We start from the raw sequence: 19,325 nt of genomic DNA, 5'->3' as shown, positions 1-19,325 counted from the left end.
GCCGCATGATCATGCAGCAGCGTGGAGGGTATCTCATGGCACGCGACATGGCCGGTCTTTCCGTCGTCATCACTGGCGCGTCGAGCGGCATCGGCCGCGTTGCGGCTCGTATCTTCGCGCAACGCGGCGCCGGCCTGACTCTCGCGGCCCGTCGTGCGGAGCTCGCAGAAGCAGCCTGCATGCTTTAGACGTTGGGCACTTTCGGCATCCGCAGGAGCCAGAGTGTCGATGCGAGAGCACCCAGCACACCGATGAACAGAATCGGCCTGATGCCGAGCCAATCCGCTGCGCTTCCAGCCACCAGTGCACCGACCAGTCCCAATCCTGCCGTGAGCAGATGGAACACGCCGCCTTCGCGTCCGCGTAAGGAATCGGGTGTTTCCATCTGACGGACAGTCGAGACGGTGGTGAAAAAGATCACGGACAGAGCATCGCCCATGAGCTGGGACACACAGAGGAAGGCGACCGCCATCCAGAGCGGCCCATGCGCCATGGGGATGAACGCCAGCATCACGCTGTAGGCAATGAGAATGCCGATAAGAAGCCGGCGTGGAGCGAAGCGGCGTCCGGCCCATCCCGCAAGCCGCGCGCCGATAACGGCACTGATGCCGCCCAAGGCAATGACGAAGCCGAGCACGCCGGGCGGAATGGCGAGATCGCGCACTGCGTAGAGCACATAGAGCGGCGCGAAGAACGACAGACAAAACCCCAAGGTCGCGATGCACAGAGTCAGAGGCCGCAGAACCGGATGACTGAAGACAAAGCGCAGGCCTTCCTTGGTTTCGCGCCAGAGATCGGGTGCATGCTCACTCGGGCTCACCGGGATTTCCGGACGCTTGATCGAGGACAGGAAAAAGGCCGACCAGAGATAGGACAGGGCATCGAACAGGATCGCGAAAGGTGCGGTGAAAACCTGAATCGCGAGGCCCGCCAAAGCAGGCCCGACCACTTCGGCGGCGGCGTCGGTGGTGGCGAGCTTCGCATTGCCGTCGAGCAGCTGATCGCGCTCGACCACGCTCGGCAGATAGGCGTTGTCGGCCGTCTGGAAGAACATGGAGAACAGGGCAACAATAGTGGACACGCCGATCACGTGACCGATGGTGATGGCATCGAACCACGCGAGAACGGGAAGGGTTGCGAGAGCGCCCGCGCGGGCGAGATCCGCCAGGATCAGGATGCGCCGGCGCGATGTGCGGTCGATCCAGGCGCCGACGAAGGGACTGACGATCACGCCCGGCAGAGCGCTGAGCGCAACAAGAAGGCCGAGGTCCCAGGCCGAAGCGCCGAGCGTCAGCGCCGCGATGATCGGCAGCCCTTCCCGCGTGAAGCGCGTGCCGACGGCTGACAGGGTCTGGGCTGCCCAGAGGCGCAGGAAATCGGGATTGTCCCAGAGACCGCCGCGCGGTCTGGCGATGAAGGAAGCCAGCATGGAAGAACTACAGGATCGGGCGCGTCGGAGGCTCGGCGGTGCCACGGCCAAGGGGACGCTGCATGAGTACGGTGGAAAGCCAGCGCCCGTGCTTATAGCCGATGCCCTTGAGAATGCCGACCGGCTCGAAGCCGAGGCTTTTGTGCAGGGTGATGGAGCCCTTCGATTCCTCGTCGCCGATGACGGCGACCATGAGCCTGAAATCCAGCGCCTCGCATTCGCTGATCAAGGCTTCGAGCAGCAAGCGCCCCACGCCCTGCCCTTGCGCGGAAGGCGCCACATAGATCGAGTCCTCCACCGTGGAACGGTAGGCGGGCCGGGGGCGATAGGCCCCCACATAGGCATAACCAAGGACTTCGCCATCCCGCTCGGCCACCAGATAAGGATACCCTCCTTCGAGGAGAGCCGCCCGACGGCGCGCCATCTCCGCTTCGGAGGGAGGCTCCAACTCGAACGAAGCGGTGCCGTTGAGCACCGCATGGGCATAGATGGCCGCGATGGCGGGGAGGTCGGCTTCAGCCGAGGGGCGGACGATGAGGCTCATGGCTCTTGGTAGGATGAAGCCTTACATTCCGCAATCCGCAAACAGAAAGCCCCGGCCTTTGGGCCGGGGCTTTTGAGCGTTCGATCCGTTCGCCCTTACTCGTTGCGGTTGCCCACGAGAGCCAGGAGGAACTGGAACATGTTGATGAAGTCCAGGTACAGGGTCAGTGCGCCCATGACCGAGACCTTGCCTGCGGCCTCAGAGTCAAAGTTGCCGTACAGGTACATCTCCTTCAGCTTCTGCGTATCGTAGGCGGTGAGGCCTGCGAAGATCAGAACGCCGATCACGGAAATGCCGAACTGCAGCGCGCTCGACGCGACGAAGATGTTCACGATCGAGGCGATGATCAGGCCGAACAGGCCCATGATCAGGAACGAGCCCATGCCCGACAGGCTGCGGCGGGTGGTGTAGCCCCACAGCGACAGCGCGCCGAAGGAGGCCGCCGTGATGAAGAACACCTGCACGACGCTGGCGCCCGTGTAGCGGATCAGCAGCGTCGAGAGCGAAGCGCCCATCACCGCCGAGAAGGCGAAGAAGGTGCCGCGTGCCGCAGCGGCCGACATGCGGTCGAGGCGGAACGAGAAGAAGAAGATGAAGGCCAGAGGCGCCAGCGCCACAACCCACATCAGGGGCGAGCCATACAGCGTCGCGCCGAACTGGGTCAGGCCGATGCCGCCCATGCGTGCGACGGCCTGGGACGGATCGCTCGTCGTGGCCAGCATATTGATGCCGAGCGCGACAAGAGCCGAAATGGCCAGACCCAGAACCATGTTGTTGTAGACGCCGAGCATGAAGGCGCGCAGGCCCTGGTCGACCTGTGCTGCCGTCCGGGCAAAGCCGGTGCCATAGGCGGTTTGGTTTTGCTCATACGGTTGCATCGGAGTCCTTTCTCGCGGTGTCCCGTGTTTCCCTCAGAAAGGCTGAAACGTCAGCCCTCGATCACCATGATAACACGGCGATGCACGGAATATGAGGGGGCGGCCCTTGCTTCGCAAGAGGTAACGTCAAGCTTCAATTTTTTGTGAAAAGAATTTTTGAGGAGCGGAGTCGATTCTGCTCCTCATATCTCTTCTCCGCCTGTCTATAACGTTGGATGCAAGCTGCTCCGCTAAAGGTTTCTCAAGTATTGCGCAGGCTTTTGACTGAGAATTCGCCACGTTCCCACTAAGCCCAGGCCCACGGTGACCAATACGGCCAAGGCACACGCCACCAGAGCCCCCGATAAATCTAAGCTAAAGCTTAAGTTCATGATGCGGCTCACAATGAAATAGGCCGCCGTGCCTCCGGCGAGCAGTCCGAAAACGGCGGTTGCGAGGCCCAGCAGACCGTATTCGAGAGCATAGGCCGAAAGCAGCCGGGCGCGGGTGGCCCCCAGCGTCTTCAGCACCACCGCATCGTAGAGGCGCGCCCTGTGACCTGCCGCAAGCGCGCCGGCGAGAACCAGGAGGCTCGCGATCAGCGCAATCGAACTGGCCCCACGGATCGCCATGACGAGCTGGGACACCACGTCGTTCACCGCCTCCAGCGCATCCTTCACCCTCACGCTTGAGACCATGGGGTAAGTCTGAGCAGAGCTTCGCAGAATTCTCGCATCGGTCGCCGCATCCGACCCGTTGGGGAAGGTGACGGTGGCGAGATGGGTATGAGGGGCGCCCGCGAAGGTGTTGGGCGAGAACACCATGACGAAGTTGATGCCCAGCGAGCGCCACTCTATCTCGCGCAGGTTGGCGATGGTGGCCGTAATGTTGCGGCCGAGCACGTTGACGGTGATGTCGTCGCCGATCTTCAGGCCCAGGCCTTCCGCGATCTTGCCGTCGAAGGAGACGAGCGGCTTGCCGCGATAGTCTTCCGGCCACCATGCGCCCTGAACGAGCTTCGAGCCTTCGGGTGGCGCTTTCGCATAGGTGATGCCCCGGTCGCCCTCCAGCACCCAGGAGATGTCCTCAGGCGCCTTCACCTCGGAGACAGGCCGTCCGCCAAGCGTCACCAGACGCCCGCGCATCATCGGGACGCGCTCGATCTGCGCGTCCGCCGCCTGTTTCTTGAGGAACCCTTCGAATTCATCCGCCTGCTGGTTAGGAATGTCGAGGAAGAAGAAGCTCGGGGCGCGCTCCGGCAGGCTTTGCGTCAACTGCCTCGTGAGATTCGAGTCGATCAGCGAGAGCGTCACGAGCAGCGTGATGCCGAGCCCCAGGGACAGCACGAGCGACGGGGTCAGCGCGCCAGGCCGGTGAATGTTGGTGAGCGCCAGACGCGGAGCCGTGCGCCGCGGGCGGGGCAGACGGCGCGCGAGCGTCATGATGCCCATGGCTACGATTCGCAGGAGGACGAAGGAGCCCGCAGCCGCCGCCACGAACATCAGCGCGATGCGCCGGTCGTAAGCGGCAATGACGGAAAGTCCCACAAGCGCTACGACGGAGAGAGCCAACGCGGTGAGATAGCGCTTGCGGGGCCAGCGGCGCTCGGGGTCGATCTGGTCGCGAAAGAGTCCCGAGACCTGCACGTCATGGGCACGTCCCAACGGCGCGATGGCAAAGACGAGAGCCGTGAGGACGCCATAGAGCAACGCGATCCCGAGCTCCTGAAACGCAAGAACCGGCTGAATCGGAATCGGCAGAAGATGGCCGAAGGCGCCCGTGATGACGAAGGGCAAAGCCGCGCCGACCAGGAGGCCGATGGCGATGCCGACAAGCGCGATGAGCATCACCTGCGTGAGATAGAGCAGCACCACCTGCCCGCCCGGCGCGCCGAGACTTTTCAGGGTCGCGATGGAAGCGCGCTTGCGGTCCACGAAGCCGCGCACCGCATTGGCGACGCCGACGCCGCCGACCAGCAGCGCGGTCAGGCCCACGAGAGTGAGGAACTGCGTGAAACGCTCAATGTTCTTGGCAAAGCGTGGATCGGCATTCAGCCGCGTGCGGATGCGCCATCCCGCCTCCGGCAGAGCGCGGCCCACCTCGGCCTCGACCTGCGCCAACCCTTCTTCCGTATTCAAGGCGGGCGGCAGGGACAGCCGGTAGGTCCAGCGGACGAGGCTGCCGGGCTGCACGAGGCCGGTGGCGTTCAGCGCATCCTGCGAGATCAGGAGGCGTGGGCCGAAGCCGATGCCGTCGGCAATCTGGTCGGGCTCGGTCACCAGACTTGCGCGCAGTTCCACATTGGCGGCGCCTACCGTCACCCGGTCGCCGACCTTCAGATCGAGACGCGCGAGCAGCGCAGGATCGGCCACCGCGCCGAAAGCGCCGCTGCGCTCGGCGAAGAGTTCGGCTGGGGGCAATTGCGGATCGGTTTCCAGACTGCCCACGGTGGGATAGCCCCCATCCACCGCCTTCATCTCGACAAGGGCAGAGCCTTTGTCGCCCGCCACGGCCATGGCGCGCATGGAGGCGATGACGTTCACCTGCCCTTTGGAATCGAGGAAAGCCCGTTCAGGAGCACTCGCCTCGCGCTGGATCAGCGAAAAAGCCATGTCGCCGCCCAGAATCCGGCGGCCTTCGCGGGAGATGCCCTCGGTGAGCGCGCGCGAAAGCGACGAGACGCTCGCAATCGCCGCGACGCCGAGCGCGATGCAGGCGAGAAAGATGCCGAAGCCTCTCAGGCCCCCGCGCAACTCCCGGAAGGCGAGGCGCAGGAGAAGAGGCATTCTCGAATCGGATGCCGGACGCCGCTGGGGCGTGCTGAGGGTGCCGTGCATGAGCCTGCTCCCTTAAGCCACGGCCGAGGCCGCATCGGCCTCCGGACTGAGGTCCACCTGGCCCGAACGCAGGCGCACCATGCGGTCGCAAAGGCGCGCCAAATTGAGATCGTGCGTCACGAGCACCAGGGTCGCGCCGCGATCGCGCTTCAGGGCAAAGAGAAGATCGACGATGGACTGGCCGGTGTTCTCGTCGAGATTGCCGGTGGGCTCGTCCGCCACCAGGATGGCGGGATTCGGCACGATGGCGCGGGCAATCGCCACGCGCTGCTGCTCGCCGCCCGAAAGCTGCGCTGGATAATGGTGCAGGCGGGACCCTAAGCCCACGGCCTGCAGCTCGGCTTCGGCGCGCTCGAAAGCATCGTCCTCGCCCGCCAGCTCCAGGGGCAGCGCCACGTTTTCAAGCGCCGTCATGGTGGGCACGAGGTGGAAGGACTGGAACACGATGCCGATGCGCCGGCCTCGAAAACGGGCAAGCGCGTCCTCGTCGAGCCCCGACAGATCGGTACCATCGACGATCACCTTGCCGGAATCGGGACGTTCCAGGCCTGCCATGGTCATGAGCAGGGTGGATTTGCCCGAGCCCGAAGGACCGACCAATCCGACCGCCTCGCCCCTGTCGACCGCGAGCGAGATCCCCTTGAGGATGTGCACCCGCGCGGCCCCGCGTCCGAGACTCAAATCGACATCGTGAAGCGCAATGGCCTTGTCCTTCATGCCCTTAAATCCGATCTGTTGGAAACTGAAAGCAACCGTGTCTAGTCCGCCATAGATGGGAAGCCTATTGATGAAGCGCCAATCCGGCCCGTTCATGACGATCATTTTTGCGTGTGCACTCGTCTTCACCGCCCTGTTAGCCCCCTCCTCTGCGGCCCTCGCGCAGGAGAAGACCCTGAAGCTCGTCGCCCTCGGCGACAGCCTGACCGCAGGCTATGGCTTGCCTGAGGCAGCGGCCTTCCCGGTCGTGCTGGAGAAGGCGCTCAAGGCCAAGGGCTACAAAGTGGAGATCGCCAATGCAGGCGTTTCCGGCGACACGTCGTCAGGGGGCCTCGACCGGCTCGACTGGTCGATCCCTGACGGCACGGATGGGGTGATCGTGGAGCTCGGGGCCAACGACATGCTGCGCGGCCTCGACCCCGCCGGCACCCGCAAGAACATCGAGACCATCGTCGAGCGCCTGAAGGCCCGCAACATCCCTGTGATGCTCGCCGGCATGTATGCCTCGCGCAATCTCGGCGAGGCCTATATCCAGAAATTCGACACCATCTATTCCGACATTGCGAAGAAGCACGACCTTGTGCTCTATCCCTTCTTCCTCGACGGGGTGGCCGGCGAGCGGTCCCTCAACCTGCCCGACGGCCTCCATCCGACGGCAAAGGGCGTGGAGATCATCGTCGAGCGCATTCTGCCGACCGTCGAGAGTTTCCTCGCCCGCCTGACCCAGCGCTGATCGCCCGTCAGCGTCATTCAATTTCATCCCACGCGCGGCGGCATCGACCGTCGCGAGGAGCCTTGAAGATGCAATACCGCCGCCTTGGCCGCACCGATCTCAATGTCAGCCTCATCTGCCTCGGCACCATGACCTGGGGCCAGCAGAACACCGAGGCCGAAGGCCATGAGCAGATGGATTATGCCCTCGATCAGGGCATCAATTTCATCGATACCGCCGAGCTTTATTCGATCCCGCCCCGCCGTGAGACTCAAGGCTCCACAGAAACGATCATCGGCTCCTGGTTCAAGTCGCGGGCTAACCGCGACAAGGTGATTCTCGCCTCCAAGGTTGTGGGCCGTTCCGACAACACCTGGTTCCGCGACGACGGCTCCAAGGCCGAGCTCTCCCGCAAGCAGATCGAAGAGGCAGTGAACAAGAGCCTCAAGCGACTCCAGACCGACTATATCGACCTCTACCAGATCCATTGGCCCGACCGCCCGATGCCCTGGGGCTCGAACCCGACGATCTACAAGCACCAGGAGGGCGATTCGCATCCCATCGGCGAGACGGTCGAGATCATGACGGACCTCGTGAAGGCCGGAAAGATTCGCCATTTCGGCCTCTCCAACGAGAGCGCCTGGGGCACCATGAGCTTCCTCAAGCACGCCGAGGCCAAGGGTCAGGCGCGGGTGCAGTCGGTGCAGAACGCCTACAACCTGCTCAACCGCACCTACGAGGTGGCGCTCGCCGAGGTGAGCCTGCGCGAGCAGGTCAGCCTGCTTGCCTATTCGCCGCTGGCCCAGGGTTATCTGACAGGCAAGTATCTCGACGGAGCACGGCCCGCCGGGGCGCGCACGACCCTGTTCGAGCGCGGGCAGCGCTACGAGAATCCGACGGCGGACGCTGCGATCCGGAAGTACATCGCACTCGCCAAGGAATTCGGTCTCGATCCGGCGCAGATGGCACTCGCTTATGTGAATTCGCGCTCCTTCGTGACATCGAACATCATCGGCGCAACCACGATGGATCAGCTCAAGACGGACATCGCGTCCATCAACGTCACAATCATGCCGGAACTGGAGAAGCGGATCGACGCCATCCACGTCGAGCACTGCAACCCCTGCCCGTAACCGGCAGCGTCATCCCGGACGACTCGCAGCGAAGATCCGGGATGACTGCCATCATGACAGCCGGAACAAAGCCGGCTGTCCATCGTCTGAATCGTCAAGCGTAAGCCAAAGCTCGGAGGTGCCGCATGCCACGTCTGTTCACCGGCATCGAGATTCCTCCCGAGATCAGCCTAGCCCTCTCCGCCTATCGCGGCGGGTTGCCGGGGGCGCGCTGGATCGATCCCGAAAACTACCACATCACCTTGCGCTTCATTGGCGACATCGACGCCCGCACGGCGGACGACGTGGCCTCGATGCTCGGCGATTCCCGCTGGCGCGAGCCCATCGTCATCACCATCGAGGGCCTCGACACCTTCGGCGGCTCGAAGCCTCGCGCGGTGTTCGCCCGCACCTCGGGCAACGGGGAACTCGCCGATCTTCAGGCCGAGCAGGAGCGCATGATGCGCCAGATCGGCCTGCCGCCGGAAACGCGCAAGTTCGTCCCGCATGTGACGCTGGCGCGCTTGAAGAATGTCTCGCCCATCGATGTGGCCGATTACATGGCGACCCGGGGTCACTTCCCGAAGCTCGCATTCACGGCCAACCGTTTCGTGCTCTATTCGTCGAAGGCTTCCACCGGCGGCGGGCCCTATGTGATCGAAGCGGCGTACCCCTTAAGCTAGCTCGACGGCAAAGCTTTGAGCGATTAAGCCTTGGCCCATGGCATCGCTCATCTTCCTCACCCATCCCGAAGTCGTCATCGATCCGAACGTGCCCGTGCCGCAATGGCCCCTCAATGAAACGGGGCGCAGGCGGATGGAGCTTTTTGCCGATGCGCTGTCCGGCGTCCTGCTCTCTTCGATCCATGCCAGCACCGAGCAGAAGGCCATGGACGGCGCGGCCATCGTCGCCAAGCGGCTCGGCATGCCCTACCGCACACACGAGGATCTCGGCGAGAACGACCGTTCGGCCACAGGCTACATCGCGCCGCCGGAATTCTGGGAGGTGGTCGGTGAATTCTTCGCCCGTCCGCACGAGAGCATCCGCGGCTGGGAGCGCGCCATCGACGCGCAATCCCGCATCGTGAAGGCCGTAAGCCGGATCGCGGCGGAGGAGATCGGCGATACGCTCATCGTCGCCCATGGCGGCGTCGGGTGCCTGCTCATGGCGCATCTTCAGCAGGTGGAGATCGGCCAGGAGAGCCGGCCGCAGCATTCGGGCGGCGGCTGTTTCTTCGTGATGGATCGGGAGAGTTTCGCCATCCGCCAGGATTGGCGCACCATCGAGGAAGCGTCCTTCGAGGACGTCAGGGCTTGAAACATGGCGCGGGCGCTTCATCACTAAGCGAGCCCTCAATCAACGCAAAAGAAGCCGCCCATGCCCCGTTTGAACGACACCGAACGCCAGGAACTTCTCTCCGCCCTCGACGGCTGGACGCTTGTCGAGGGGCGGGACGCCATCCGCAAGCGGTTCGTGTTCGACGATTTCAATGCCGCCTTCGGCTGGATGACCCGCGTGGCGCTGGTAGCCGAGCCCATGAATCACCACCCGGAATGGTTCAATGTCTACAACAAGGTGGATGTGACGCTCTCGACCCATGACGCCAACGGCCTCACGCGCCGCGATGTCGAACTGGCGCAGCGCATGGACCAGCTCGCCGCCGGACTGACGAAAGCGTGACGCCATGACCGATGCTCGAGTCCTCACGGGCGGCTGTGTCTGCGGACAGCTGACGTTCAAGGCTCAAGGAGCCCCCAGGCGCGTGGGGCTGTGCCATTGTATGAACTGCCGCAAGACGAGCGGCAGCGCCTTCAATGCTTTTGCGGTCTTTCCTGCGGATCAGGTGGTGGTTTCCGGCGAGAGCCGAGCCTGGAAGACTGATTACTTCTGCCCGCAATGCGGCTCGCAGGTGTTCTGCCGCGAAGATGCGCACGAGATCGAGCTCAAGCTCGGCGCCTTCGACCAGACCAATCTGTTCACACCGACCTATGAGGCCTGGACCAAGCGCCGGGAGTTCTGGCTCTGCACGCCGGATCTCATCAGCTATCCCGAGAATCGCGGTGAAGTGACGTCGTAGGTTCGATGCTTGCCATCGGGATCGCGGCCTGACAAAGCACTCATCGTCCATGAGAGGTCGCATTGTGTCCCAGGCATCGAGCATAGCCGTTGAAGGTTTGAAGTTTCCAGCGGACCTCCTGCAGGAGCGTGTTCTGGCCGCCCTGCGCGAGGCCGGCGCCGATGAAGCGTCCGCGGCCGCCGCCGCCCGTGCCATGATGCACGCCTCGCGCCTCGGCATCGACAGCCACGGGGTGAGGCTGACGCCCTTCTATGCCGAATGTCTGAGAAGCGGACAGATCAACGGCTCTCCCGCCTTCACCATCAAGCGCACGGCTGCCGGAACCTCCATGCTGGACGCCGATCACGGCTTGGGTCATGCGGCTGCCTATGCCGGCATGGAGGAGGCCTGCCGGATTGCGAAGGAAAGCGGCGTCGGGGCTGTCGGGATCACGCATTCAACCCATTACGGCGCAGCCGGAGCCTATGCGCTGGCGGGAGCCGAGGCCGGCTTCATCGCCCTCTCGACCACCAACGCGGATTCGCTCGTCGCATTTCACGGCGGCAAGACGCGATTTCACGGAACCAATCCCATCGCTGCCGCCGCGCCCGTACGCGGCTCGAGGCCATGGCTTCTCGACATGGCAACCTCGGCAATTCCCTACAACCGGATCCTGCTGTTCCGGTCGCTGGAACGCGAATTGCCCGATCAGGTGACGGCGGACATCCATGGCGAGCCGACCCGCAATCCGCATCTTGCCGAGATCCTGACGCCTCTCGGCGGCGCCGATTTCGGGTTCAAGGGAGCAGGCCTTGCCGGCCTGGTGACGATCCTCTCGGCCGTACTGACCGGCGCCACTCCCGACCACCTCGTCGTGCCGATGGGCGACGGCCATACGGAGCGCCATGACATCGGGCATTTCTGTCTTGCCATCGATCCCGAACGCTTCGTGGGGCGTGAGACCTACGACCTCCTGATGCAACAGTATCTAGCGGGATTGCGTGGCTCCCCCGCGAAGGCGGGTGCGCAGGTTCTCGCGCCAGGGGATCGCGAGTGGCAGACGATGGAGAAGCGGGACCGTACCGGAATCCCAGTGGATCCCGATACGGTGCGTTTTCTCGATCTCGCCTGAGCGGCTTATTTCGGCTGCATGCGCAAAGCGCCGTCGAGGCGGATGCCTTCACCGTTGAGCATGTCGCTTTCGATGATGCTCTTCACCAGCTGCGCGTATTCCTCCGGGCGTCCGAGACGCGAGGGGAACGGCACGTTGGCCTCCAGCGCCTTGCGGTAATCTTCCGCGATGCCCTCGAAGAGAGGCGTGTGGAAGAGCCCCGGCATGATGGTGATGACGCGGATGCCGAAGCCCGACAGGTCGCGCGCTACCGGCAGGGTGAGCGCCAGCACGCCGCCCTTGGAGGCGGAATAGGCGGCCTGACCGATCTGCCCGTCCTGAGCTGCGACCGACGAGGTGTTGACGATGACGCCGCGCCCGCCATCCGGCGTCACCGGCTCAAGAGCCGCCATGGCGGCAGCGCATTTGGAGATCATCGCGTAGGTGCCGATGAGGTTGATCTCGACCGTCTTGCGGAAGCTCGCGAGATCGTGGGGAATCAGCTCCCCTGTCTCGCGCTTCTTCGTCACCGTGCGACGACCGGGCGCGACGCCTGCGCAATTGACGAGAATGCGCTCGACGCCGTTCGTCTCACGCGCCTTCACGAGGCCTGCATCGATCGATGCCTCGTCCGTCACGTCGACTTGCGCAAACAGGCCGCCGATCTCACGCGCAACCGCTTCGCCGCGCTCCGCGTTCATATCGAAGATGGCGACCTTCACACCCTGTCCAGCAAGCATGCGCGCGGTCGCCTCGCCGAGGCCGGATGCGCCTCCCGTGACGATGGCTGCCATCAATTTGTCGAGCTTCATGTTTTCTCTCCTCTCTTGAGGATGCTTGTAGGCAATCCTTACATGAGTGGATACCCATATTGAGACAGCCGAAGGAGCAACAGAGCATGAGCGACCCTTTCATCAAGCCTTTCACCAAGGCCGAGATGGACGCCATGCGTTCGGCCACCCGCGACGAGGAGGGCCTGAAGCGGCGCTTCTGGGAGAAGCTGAAGCGGGTGGCGGGCAAAATTCCGTTCGCCGAAGACCTGCTTGCGGCCTTCTATTGCGCGACCGACGCGAAGACACCGAGCCGCGTGAAACTGATTCTTCTCGGAGCCATCGCTTACTTCGTGTTCCCCATGGACGCGGTGAGCGACTTCCTGCCCCTGCTCGGCTTCGCCGACGACGCGGCGGTGCTGGCCGCAGCGATAACCCAGGTTGCGGGTTCCATTACGGAAGATCACAGGTTGAAAGCGCGAGAAACCCTAGGGCAGCTCACCCCTGAACAGCCCTGAGAACAGCAGAGATATAAGATTATATTCAGAACAAAGAATATAGACTTATTGCAACATTATAATTTTTCATTTACACGGGAGTTGTTCATCAGAAGTCATTTTAACTCCTCCCATTTGAACAACGAACACTTTTAAGAACAACAACTCGACGGGCCGCTTCTGCGGCCCTTTTATTTTTAGGCAGGCTGATGCCTGGTTGTGCGGAGCAGCTGAGACATGCCGCTCCATCGTTGGAAACCTGCAATTTCTCTGCACCTAAGGATCAGCTCAAGGCGGCGACTGGCCTAAGCCGTACGTTATATATTTACCAATAACTGAGCGTGACTGTATAACTCTGCCCAGGCGTCAATTTCATATTCCCTATCATACGCCTCCCGTTTGGGTTGGAGAGTGCAATGGCCATATATAATTCCTGGAGCAACAGCTTTACCCTTGAAGCCAATGAGCTGGTTTTCGCTCTACCGGCCACCGTCCCTGGAACAACCACACCTCTGCCTGCTCAAGTCCGCATCCAGGGAAATGCACTTGCCAATGTGCTGACAGGCGATGCCACCCATAATGGCTTGGACGGAGGAGCCGGAGCGGATCGCATGATCGGCGGAGCAGGCGACGACTGGTACACCGTTGACGATGTTGGCGATGTAGTCGTTGAGCTGGCGGGGGAAGGAACAGCCGACACAGTGCAATCGTCGGTTTCCTATACGCTTGCGGCCAATGTCGAGATACTCATGCTGCTCGGCACCGGCAACATCAATGGCACCGGGAACGAGCTTGATAACGACATTTTTGGCAACAGCGGCGACAACATTCTCGATGGCGGGGCCGGAAATGATCATATCTATGCGAGCAGCGGCGGCAACGATCAGATCATCGGCGGCCTTGGCATAGACACGGTTCACTACAGCTCCACTGCTGCTCTGACGATCAATCTTGCAACGGGAACCGGTCAAGGAGGCGAAGCTGCCGGGGATACCTACAGCGGCATCGAGAACGTGAGCACCGGCTTTGGAAATGACCGGCTCGTCGGCAGCAGCGGCAGCAACTATCTCGATGGCGGATATGGCAAGGATACCATTCAGGGCGGGAGCGGCAACGATCGTGTCAGCGGGGGCATGGGCAACGATGTGCTCTACGGTGGCAAGGGCAAGGATGCCTTTGTCTTCAAGAGCCAGCTCGACCCTTACAAGAATGGTACGAACCGGACCTTCAACTTCGACACGATCAAAGACTTCAACGTGAGAGACGACTCGATTTGGCTCAGCAAATTGTACTTCACGAAGCTGAGCAAGGTAGGCTCCGAAGACAAGCCCGGCAAATTGAAAGCGGCCTTTTTCACGATCGGAACGAAGGCCAAGGACAAGAACGATTACCTGATCTACAACGACAAGTCCGGCATTCTCTCCTATGACGCCGATGGATCAGGCAGCGGCAAGGCTATCCAGTTCGCTAAGCTGAACAAAAACCTGAAGCTGACTTACAAGGACTTTTTCGTCATCTAAGCCGACGAGAATACCTGCGAGAGGCCGTCCGATGCGGCCTCTTTTCCTATCCGCGCTCCCTTGCCGCGTTTCGACGCATCGCTCCGAATCGGTGTCCGGGATAGGGGATGGTGAAGAGTTATTAACCGTCCCCTCGTATTGTTCGCCCTCATGACGACAGCATCTTTTCAGCGCGGCATCGCCGCGGGCATCCTTTCCGCCATCCTCGTTATCGGAACCGGCCCTGCAGCTTTGGCCCAGAGCCAGCGCACGACCGGGCAGAAGCCTGCTGCGGCAAAGCCTGCAGCTGCCCCTGCGAAGCCCAAACCTTCGGCCGCCGGCAAGACCGCGCCAGCCGCAAAGCCCGCCGCTGCAGCTGCCGGCGGAGCGGCGGCTGCCGCCGCGGCCAAGCCGGCTCAGGCCGCCACCGGACCGGGCGGCGCCTCTCTCGTGAGTTCGTTTGGGGATTGGGGCGTCTATACGGCCCAGACCGGCCGCTCGAAGATCTGCTATGCCCTGAGCCAGCCCCAGGACCGCCTGCCGAAGAACCTGAACCGGGATCCGGCCTATCTCTTCGTGTCCTTCCGCCCGGCGGAGAACGTGAGGAACGAAGTCGCCCTCGTTCTCGGCTTTACGGCCAAGGAGAATGGCCCGGCCACCGCCGCTATCGGCAACACCACCTATTCCCTGATCACCAAGGCGTCGAATGCCTGGTTGAAGAACCCTGCCGAAGAAGGCCAAGCCATTGCCACCATGGCGAAGGGTCAGGCCGTCATGGTGAAGACCCAATCCGCCCGCGGCTCAAGCCTGACCGACCGCTATTCCCTGAACGGCTTCAGCAAGGCCCTGGAGCAGGCCCGCAAGGAATGCGGCGTCTGACGCCCGCCTCTTGCAATTCGCATGGCGAGTAAGCACGTTCCGGGCCTCGCGCCCGGAATTTTGCTTTTCGAGGCTCACGTTTTCGGCGCAATTGTGTTATAAGGCTCGCCAACTCCCAACAACGAGGCTCGAGATTTCCCATGGCGACGGTGCTCGACATCGCCAAGCGTAACACCAATGCGGCTCCCGTGGCCGTCAGCGATGCCGCGCGCGCGGCCGGTGCCAACGCTTTGTCCATCGAAAAGACCGCTGAGCTGAACGTGGTGGCGGGCGCTGCTCCCGGCGGCGCGTCCCTCGTCGGCCTCACCCGCGATCAGCTGAAGGATTCGCTGGCCGCCATCGGCGTGCCCGAGCGCGAGCACAAGATGCGCGTGGCCCAGCTCTGGCACTGGATCTATTTCCGCGGTGCCAAGGACTTCGCCGAGATGACCAATGTCGGCAAGGAGCTGCGCGCCAAGCTGGCTGCCGCCTACACGCTTGCCCGTCCCCAGGTCATCTCCGAGCAGGTCTCGAAGGACGGTACCCGCAAGTGGCTGATCCGCATGGCCTCCACCGGTCCCCTCGACAAGGGCGCGGAGATCGAGTGCGTCTACATTCCCGAGACGGATCGCGGCACGCTCTGCGTGTCGAGCCAGGTCGGCTGCACCCTCACCTGCTCCTTCTGCCACACCGGCACCCAGCGCCTCGTGCGCAACCTGACCTCGGCGGAAATCGTGGCGCAGCTCGTCGTGGCGCGCGACATGATCGGCGACTGGCCCGATGCCACGCCGCCCGAGGGCGCGTTCGTGCCATCCGACGGCGGACGCTTTGTGTCCAACATCGTGTTCATGGGCATGGGCGAGCCGCTCTACAATCCTGACAACGTGATTGCCGCCATCGACGTCATGTCGGACGGCGAGGGCCTCACCCTCTCCCGCCGCCGCATCACCGTCTCCACCTCCGGCGTCGTGCCGCAGATGGAGCGCTTGGGCAGCGAAGCCAACACCATGCTGGCGATCTCGCTCCATGCCGTGCGCGATGATCTTCGCGACGTGCTGGTGCCGATCAACCGCAAATACGACATCAAGCAGCTGCTCGACGCCTGCCGCGCCTATCCCGGCCTGTCGAATGCGCGCCGCATCACTTTCGAATACGTGATGCTCAAGGGCGTCAATGACTCGGACGCCGATGCGCGCGAACTCGTGCGCCTGCTCAAGGGCATTCCGGCGAAGATCAACCTGATCCCGTTCAACCCCTGGCCGGGCTCGAAATACGAGTGCTCGGATTGGGACCGGATCGAGCGCTTCTCCGAGATCGTCTATCGAGCTGGCTACGCCTCGCCGGTCCGCACCCCGCGCGGCCGCGACATCCTCGCCGCCTGCGGCCAGCTCAAGAGCGAGACGGAAAAGCTGCGCGCCCGCGCCCGCATGATGGCCGAACAGGGCATCGGGGCGGAGGGCGTGTATGCGGTGGGGAACGGGGAGTAGCGGGTCTCCTTATGGCACTGCATCCCTGCCGATAGGCGCTGTCTCTACGAAATAAATATGATAACAGAACTCCAAGCTAGTCTATGCTAGTTTGGAGTTGATCATGGATCGGCAAATCAAAGGGATTGTTGGAGCGACACTCGCCGCACCATATATCGCCACTATCCTGCTGGCATTGCCGCCGATCATTCTTGAAAATCCTCTCCGCCTATTCGAGATTGGCTTCTACGAGAGCGTACTTGCCCTTGGCACTATAGGGCTCTTCTGGTCCATCGTGCCGACGTTGATCTTATCGCTGCTGGTGGCTGGCGTACTGAACCTTCAAAGACTGCGATCACCTATGGCTTCTGCTCTTGCTGGTTTAGCAATTGGCTTGTGCTTTGGGACCTTCTTCAGCTCGTCCAACTTCGATAGCAATTGGCATGTGATGCTCACGTTCTGCATCTCGGGCGCCATCTGCGGTTGGATCTACTGGCGCATCGCTGTACGAGGACGCTCACCTGATCCAGCAGATCCTCAGCCGGGACACCTTCATCATGAGGCGTGAGATTCCTGGTGTCCTTGTCACAACTGCCGTGGCCCCTTACCTCACCACGCTCTTGATGATGGTCTTAGATCTACTGTTCCTGAACAATGCCGAGCCTAGGGGACAGCTTGATGTATTTGGCTTCATCTCACTTGGAACCTTCGGTCTCCTTTTCTTCGGGTTTCCACTCCTCTTCTTCTCCAGCATTTTTGCTCTTGCCCTCTCAAAGCTAAGCCGTCATCCGCCATTGTGGCTCCCCATTATGATCGGAAGCGTTTTGGGGTGCTGCTTTGTCTCAACGATCTTTTCGGAAAGCCTTGAGAGGATTTGGACCTATCTCGTCAGCGGCACATTGTCAGGCGCCATTTGCGGCTGGATCTACTGGTGCATCGCCATCCGGCAGACACCTGCGGATGATCGCCCTATAACCACTCCATGATCCGCTGGCTTATCCTCATCCCCTTCGCGCTCCTCATCGCCATCGGCGTGAGCAGCCTGTTCTTCTTCATCGCCTCCATGATCGACCCGCTCATGGCGACGCTGACAGGAGAGACGCTGTTCGTCGGCTTCTGGAATCTCGTGGATGCGGTGTTCTCGTCCGACGATCCCGGCCCCATCGTGGCCGATGCCATGCTCAGCGTCGGGCGCATCATGTTCACGCTGCTCGTGCTGCCGCCCCTAGTGATCGCGATCATCAGCGAGGTGTTGAAGATGCGCAGCCTTCTCTGGCACGCGCTCGCCACCGGCGTTCTGACCGCATCCGTGCCGTGGATCCTGCGCGGCGCGGCGCGCGTCGCAAACCCTGCGGAACTGCACGTGAGCGCCATCCTCGGCCTGACCGGCGCGGTGGCAGGCTTCGTCTATTGGGCCATCGCCGGGCGCGATGCAGGCGGCAATCGCCCCTCGCCTAGCGTGCCGACGCCGTCAGGATCTTGAGCGCGAAGGCCGAGAACAGGCCGGCAAAGGAATAATCGATCCCCCGCATCACCTTCGGATGGTTGCGCAACAGCGCGATCACCTTCTCGGCGCCCAGGATCATGATGGCGCCCAGAGGTCCCGTGAACGCGATGAAGTAGAGGCCGAGGAAGAGGAGCTTGTCGGCTGCATGAGGATCCGCCGCATCCACGAATTGCGGCAGGAAGGTCACGAAGAACAGGACGATCTTCGGGTTCGTGAGGTTAATGCCCACGCCCATGAAGAAGGTCTTCCAGAACGACACCTGAACACGGCCCTCCTCCTTCAGCGAGAGCGCCGAGCCGTTGCGAACCGCGTCGAAGGCCATCCACAGGAGGTAAAGCGCGCCCACGATCTTCAGAATCGTAAAGGCGGTGACCGAAGCCGCGAGCAGGGCCGAGAGCCCGAGGGCCGCGAGCAGGGTATGAACGCAGCATCCCGCCATGGCGCCTAGCATGGAGGCCAGTCCCGCTTTCCGCCCGCCCGACATGGTCTTTGCCAGGAACAGGCTCATATCCGGCCCCGGCGTGATGAACAGCACGAAGCAGGCGAGCGAATAAGTGAGCAGAACGTTCAGGCTCGGCAGGAAGTCCATGGATTTAACCTCGGAATCGGCTGCCGGATCATGCCTCAAGCGCTTGTTTACAGCCAGTGAAAAGCAGCTTGTTGAAATGCCGTTCTTGCCCCATTTCTTGAAGCCGGCCACGTTCATGGAACAAAGATTCGTGAGAAGGACAGACATGAAGGCTTCGCCCCTGTGGACCCGGGTCCGCATCGCCCTGACCGGAATGGCCCTGGCCTTTGGCCTGTCCGCCTGCGGGATCAACAACGTGCCTACTCTCGAAGAGCAGGCCAAGGCTGCCTGGAGCGAGGTGCAGAACCAGTATCAGCGCCGCGCCGACCTGATCCCGAACCTCGTGGAGACCGTGAAGGGCTTCGCCCAGCAGGAGCGCGAGGTTCTGACCCAGGTGGTGGAAGCCCGCGCCAAGGCCACGCAGATTCAGGTGGATGCCTCCACCGTCACCGATCCGGAAAAATTCCGGCAGTTCCAGGAAGCGCAGGGCCAGCTTTCCGGCGCGCTCGGGCGCCTGCTCGCCACTGTCGAGCGCTATCCGGAGCTGAAGTCCAACGCCAACTTCCTGGCGCTCCAGTCGCAGCTCGAAGGCACGGAAAACCGCATTGCGGTCGCGCGGCGGGACTACATCTCGGCGGTGCAATCCTACAACACGGAGCTGCGCACCATTCCGGGCCGCTGGATCGCCGCAATCGTCTATCCCGAAGCCAAACCCATGGAAACCTTCACGGCCACCGCCGGCTCCGACCGGCCGCCCGAAGTGAAGTTCTAAAGGCATGGCGAGC

At 62.4% G+C, this 19,325-nt stretch carries 22 protein-coding genes and 1 pseudogene; 16 read left to right on the top strand and 7 right to left on the bottom strand.

All coding sequences use genetic code 11. The features are described from left to right. Positions 1 to 35: 35 nt before the first annotated feature. A complete protein-coding gene (locus BLP10_RS23470) occupies positions 36 to 188 on the top strand; it encodes an SDR family NAD(P)-dependent oxidoreductase (protein ID WP_244510389.1) in 153 nt (50 codons plus the stop codon). Here the strand turns inward: BLP10_RS23470 and BLP10_RS04040 are convergent. The 5 genes from BLP10_RS04040 to BLP10_RS04020 form a co-directional block, all read right to left on the bottom strand. Continuing rightward, positions 185 to 1,429, bottom strand: coding sequence for an MFS transporter (locus tag BLP10_RS04040; RefSeq protein ID WP_091130480.1), 1,245 nt, complete (start codon positions 1,427 to 1,429; stop codon positions 185 to 187). The genes BLP10_RS23470 and BLP10_RS04040 overlap by 4 nt on opposite strands. 7 nt (positions 1,430 to 1,436) lie before the next feature. Further along, entirely contained in the window at positions 1,437 to 1,973 is a 537-nt protein-coding gene (locus BLP10_RS04035; protein WP_091130475.1) for a GNAT family N-acetyltransferase, read from the bottom strand. A gap of 95 nt (positions 1,974 to 2,068) precedes the next feature. After that, the gene (locus BLP10_RS04030) at positions 2,069 to 2,851 is read right to left on the bottom strand and encodes a Bax inhibitor-1/YccA family protein (RefSeq protein ID WP_091130471.1); all 783 of its coding nucleotides are present in this window, start codon (positions 2,849 to 2,851) and stop codon (positions 2,069 to 2,071) included. 230 nt (positions 2,852 to 3,081) lie between these two features. Further along, positions 3,082 to 5,667 carry an ABC transporter permease gene (locus BLP10_RS04025; RefSeq protein WP_091130467.1) on the bottom strand — a complete coding sequence of 862 codons (2,586 nt, stop codon included), beginning with the start codon at positions 5,665 to 5,667 and terminating at the stop codon, positions 3,082 to 3,084. Between the two features lie 12 nt (positions 5,668 to 5,679). Continuing rightward, positions 5,680 to 6,384, bottom strand: coding sequence for an ABC transporter ATP-binding protein (locus tag BLP10_RS04020; protein WP_091131984.1), 705 nt, complete (start codon positions 6,382 to 6,384; stop codon positions 5,680 to 5,682). 70 nt (positions 6,385 to 6,454) lie between these two features. On the opposite strand from BLP10_RS04020, the gene BLP10_RS04015 reads away from it, so the two are divergent. The 7 genes and pseudogenes from BLP10_RS04015 to BLP10_RS03985 all read left to right on the top strand — a co-directional run bounded on the left by BLP10_RS04015 (position 6,455) and on the right by BLP10_RS03985 (position 11,396). Next, positions 6,455 to 7,117, top strand: coding sequence for an arylesterase (locus BLP10_RS04015; RefSeq protein ID WP_244510388.1), 663 nt, complete (start codon positions 6,455 to 6,457; stop codon positions 7,115 to 7,117). Positions 7,118 to 7,185: 68 nt separating this feature from the next. After that, positions 7,186 to 8,229 (top strand): aldo/keto reductase, encoded by a 1,044-nt coding sequence (locus tag BLP10_RS04010; RefSeq protein WP_091130459.1) that lies wholly within the window; start codon positions 7,186 to 7,188, stop codon positions 8,227 to 8,229. Between the two features lie 125 nt (positions 8,230 to 8,354). Continuing rightward, positions 8,355 to 8,891 (top strand): RNA 2',3'-cyclic phosphodiesterase, encoded by a 537-nt coding sequence (gene thpR, locus BLP10_RS04005; protein WP_091130455.1) that lies wholly within the window; start codon positions 8,355 to 8,357, stop codon positions 8,889 to 8,891. A gap of 37 nt (positions 8,892 to 8,928) precedes the next feature. Continuing rightward, on the top strand, positions 8,929 to 9,525 hold the full coding sequence (locus BLP10_RS04000; protein WP_091130451.1) for a histidine phosphatase family protein: 597 nt from the start codon (positions 8,929 to 8,931) through the stop codon (positions 9,523 to 9,525). Between the two features lie 54 nt (positions 9,526 to 9,579). Beyond that, positions 9,580 to 9,888, top strand: a pseudogene (locus BLP10_RS03995) (4a-hydroxytetrahydrobiopterin dehydratase); the annotation flags it as partial. A gap of 4 nt (positions 9,889 to 9,892) precedes the next feature. After that, entirely contained in the window at positions 9,893 to 10,285 is a 393-nt protein-coding gene (locus BLP10_RS03990) for a GFA family protein (RefSeq protein WP_091130445.1), read from the top strand. Between the two features lie 82 nt (positions 10,286 to 10,367). Further along, entirely contained in the window at positions 10,368 to 11,396 is a 1,029-nt protein-coding gene (locus BLP10_RS03985) for an Ldh family oxidoreductase (protein ID WP_210183596.1), read from the top strand. A gap of 5 nt (positions 11,397 to 11,401) precedes the next feature. Here BLP10_RS03985 and BLP10_RS03980 read toward each other — a convergent pair whose 3' ends face one another. Continuing rightward, a complete protein-coding gene (locus BLP10_RS03980) occupies positions 11,402 to 12,187 on the bottom strand; it encodes an SDR family NAD(P)-dependent oxidoreductase (protein WP_091130437.1) in 786 nt (261 codons plus the stop codon). 125 nt (positions 12,188 to 12,312) lie between these two features. Between BLP10_RS03980 and BLP10_RS03975 the strand changes: the two genes are divergently transcribed. From BLP10_RS03975 to BLP10_RS03945, 7 genes are all read left to right on the top strand, one after another. After that, positions 12,313 to 12,663: a YkvA family protein gene (locus BLP10_RS03975; RefSeq protein ID WP_244510413.1), complete on the top strand. Its 351-nt coding sequence runs from the start codon at positions 12,313 to 12,315 to the stop codon at positions 12,661 to 12,663. Between the two features lie 395 nt (positions 12,664 to 13,058). Next, on the top strand, positions 13,059 to 14,162 hold the full coding sequence (locus BLP10_RS03970; protein ID WP_091130429.1) for a calcium-binding protein: 1,104 nt from the start codon (positions 13,059 to 13,061) through the stop codon (positions 14,160 to 14,162). Positions 14,163 to 14,312: 150 nt separating this feature from the next. After that, positions 14,313 to 15,020 carry an invasion associated locus B family protein gene (locus BLP10_RS03965; RefSeq protein WP_175493772.1) on the top strand — a complete coding sequence of 236 codons (708 nt, stop codon included), beginning with the start codon at positions 14,313 to 14,315 and terminating at the stop codon, positions 15,018 to 15,020. 140 nt (positions 15,021 to 15,160) lie between these two features. Further along, on the top strand, positions 15,161 to 16,486 hold the full coding sequence (gene rlmN, locus BLP10_RS03960) for a dual-specificity RNA methyltransferase RlmN (protein ID WP_175493771.1): 1,326 nt from the start codon (positions 15,161 to 15,163) through the stop codon (positions 16,484 to 16,486). Positions 16,487 to 16,589: 103 nt separating this feature from the next. Next, on the top strand, positions 16,590 to 17,033 hold the full coding sequence (locus BLP10_RS03955; RefSeq protein WP_139165431.1) for a hypothetical protein: 444 nt from the start codon (positions 16,590 to 16,592) through the stop codon (positions 17,031 to 17,033). Further along, the gene (locus BLP10_RS03950) at positions 17,023 to 17,451 is read left to right on the top strand and encodes a hypothetical protein (RefSeq protein WP_091130422.1); all 429 of its coding nucleotides are present in this window, start codon (positions 17,023 to 17,025) and stop codon (positions 17,449 to 17,451) included. Before BLP10_RS03955 ends, BLP10_RS03950 begins: the two co-directional genes overlap by 11 nt. Further along, positions 17,448 to 17,948 carry a hypothetical protein gene (locus BLP10_RS03945; RefSeq protein WP_091130419.1) on the top strand — a complete coding sequence of 167 codons (501 nt, stop codon included), beginning with the start codon at positions 17,448 to 17,450 and terminating at the stop codon, positions 17,946 to 17,948. The genes BLP10_RS03950 and BLP10_RS03945 overlap by 4 nt, the downstream gene beginning before the upstream one ends. On the opposite strand, the gene BLP10_RS03940 is transcribed toward BLP10_RS03945, so the two are convergent. Further along, on the bottom strand, positions 17,920 to 18,561 hold the full coding sequence (locus tag BLP10_RS03940; RefSeq protein ID WP_091131977.1) for a LysE family translocator: 642 nt from the start codon (positions 18,559 to 18,561) through the stop codon (positions 17,920 to 17,922). The two genes, BLP10_RS03945 and BLP10_RS03940, sit on opposite strands and share 29 nt — an antisense overlap. Positions 18,562 to 18,706: 145 nt before the next feature. On the opposite strand from BLP10_RS03940, the gene BLP10_RS03935 reads away from it, so the two are divergent. Then, positions 18,707 to 19,312 (top strand): LemA family protein, encoded by a 606-nt coding sequence (locus BLP10_RS03935; protein ID WP_091130415.1) that lies wholly within the window; start codon positions 18,707 to 18,709, stop codon positions 19,310 to 19,312. The last annotated feature ends 13 nt before the right edge of the window (positions 19,313 to 19,325 follow it).

Source organism: Microvirga guangxiensis (assembly GCF_900102135.1).
Taxonomy (GTDB): domain Bacteria; phylum Pseudomonadota; class Alphaproteobacteria; order Rhizobiales; family Beijerinckiaceae; genus Microvirga; species Microvirga guangxiensis.
This window is presented reverse-complemented; position numbering and strand designations above follow the sequence as displayed.

Excerpts from the sequence above, each read along its gene's own strand:
- BLP10_RS03955 (WP_139165431.1), top strand. The coding sequence starts at position 16,590 with ATGGATCGGCAAATCAAAGGGATTGTTGGAGCGACACTCGCCGCACCA.
- BLP10_RS03950 (WP_091130422.1), top strand. The coding sequence starts at position 17,023 with ATGAGGCGTGAGATTCCTGGTGTCCTTGTCACAACTGCCGTGGCCCCT.
- BLP10_RS04015 (WP_244510388.1), top strand. The coding sequence starts at position 6,455 with ATGAAGCGCCAATCCGGCCCGTTCATGACGATCATTTTTGCGTGTGCA.
- BLP10_RS03975 (WP_244510413.1), top strand. The coding sequence starts at position 12,313 with ATGGACGCCATGCGTTCGGCCACCCGCGACGAGGAGGGCCTGAAGCGG.
- BLP10_RS04040 (WP_091130480.1), bottom strand. The coding sequence starts at position 1,429 with ATGCTGGCTTCCTTCATCGCCAGACCGCGCGGCGGTCTCTGGGACAAT.
- BLP10_RS04035 (WP_091130475.1), bottom strand. The coding sequence starts at position 1,973 with ATGAGCCTCATCGTCCGCCCCTCGGCTGAAGCCGACCTCCCCGCCATC.
- BLP10_RS03980 (WP_091130437.1), bottom strand. The coding sequence starts at position 12,187 with ATGAAGCTCGACAAATTGATGGCAGCCATCGTCACGGGAGGCGCATCC.
- BLP10_RS03965 (WP_175493772.1), top strand. The coding sequence starts at position 14,313 with ATGACGACAGCATCTTTTCAGCGCGGCATCGCCGCGGGCATCCTTTCC.
- BLP10_RS03990 (WP_091130445.1), top strand. The coding sequence starts at position 9,893 with ATGACCGATGCTCGAGTCCTCACGGGCGGCTGTGTCTGCGGACAGCTG.
- BLP10_RS23470 (WP_244510389.1), top strand. The coding sequence starts at position 36 with ATGGCACGCGACATGGCCGGTCTTTCCGTCGTCATCACTGGCGCGTCG.
- thpR (WP_091130455.1), top strand. The coding sequence starts at position 8,355 with ATGCCACGTCTGTTCACCGGCATCGAGATTCCTCCCGAGATCAGCCTA.
- rlmN (WP_175493771.1), top strand. The coding sequence starts at position 15,161 with ATGGCGACGGTGCTCGACATCGCCAAGCGTAACACCAATGCGGCTCCC.
- BLP10_RS04010 (WP_091130459.1), top strand. The coding sequence starts at position 7,186 with ATGCAATACCGCCGCCTTGGCCGCACCGATCTCAATGTCAGCCTCATC.
- BLP10_RS03940 (WP_091131977.1), bottom strand. The coding sequence starts at position 18,561 with ATGGACTTCCTGCCGAGCCTGAACGTTCTGCTCACTTATTCGCTCGCC.
- BLP10_RS03935 (WP_091130415.1), top strand. The coding sequence starts at position 18,707 with ATGAAGGCTTCGCCCCTGTGGACCCGGGTCCGCATCGCCCTGACCGGA.
- BLP10_RS04030 (WP_091130471.1), bottom strand. The coding sequence starts at position 2,851 with ATGCAACCGTATGAGCAAAACCAAACCGCCTATGGCACCGGCTTTGCC.
- BLP10_RS04025 (WP_091130467.1), bottom strand. The coding sequence starts at position 5,667 with ATGCACGGCACCCTCAGCACGCCCCAGCGGCGTCCGGCATCCGATTCG.
- BLP10_RS04020 (WP_091131984.1), bottom strand. The coding sequence starts at position 6,384 with ATGAAGGACAAGGCCATTGCGCTTCACGATGTCGATTTGAGTCTCGGA.
- BLP10_RS03945 (WP_091130419.1), top strand. The coding sequence starts at position 17,448 with ATGATCCGCTGGCTTATCCTCATCCCCTTCGCGCTCCTCATCGCCATC.
- BLP10_RS03970 (WP_091130429.1), top strand. The coding sequence starts at position 13,059 with ATGGCCATATATAATTCCTGGAGCAACAGCTTTACCCTTGAAGCCAAT.
- BLP10_RS04000 (WP_091130451.1), top strand. The coding sequence starts at position 8,929 with ATGGCATCGCTCATCTTCCTCACCCATCCCGAAGTCGTCATCGATCCG.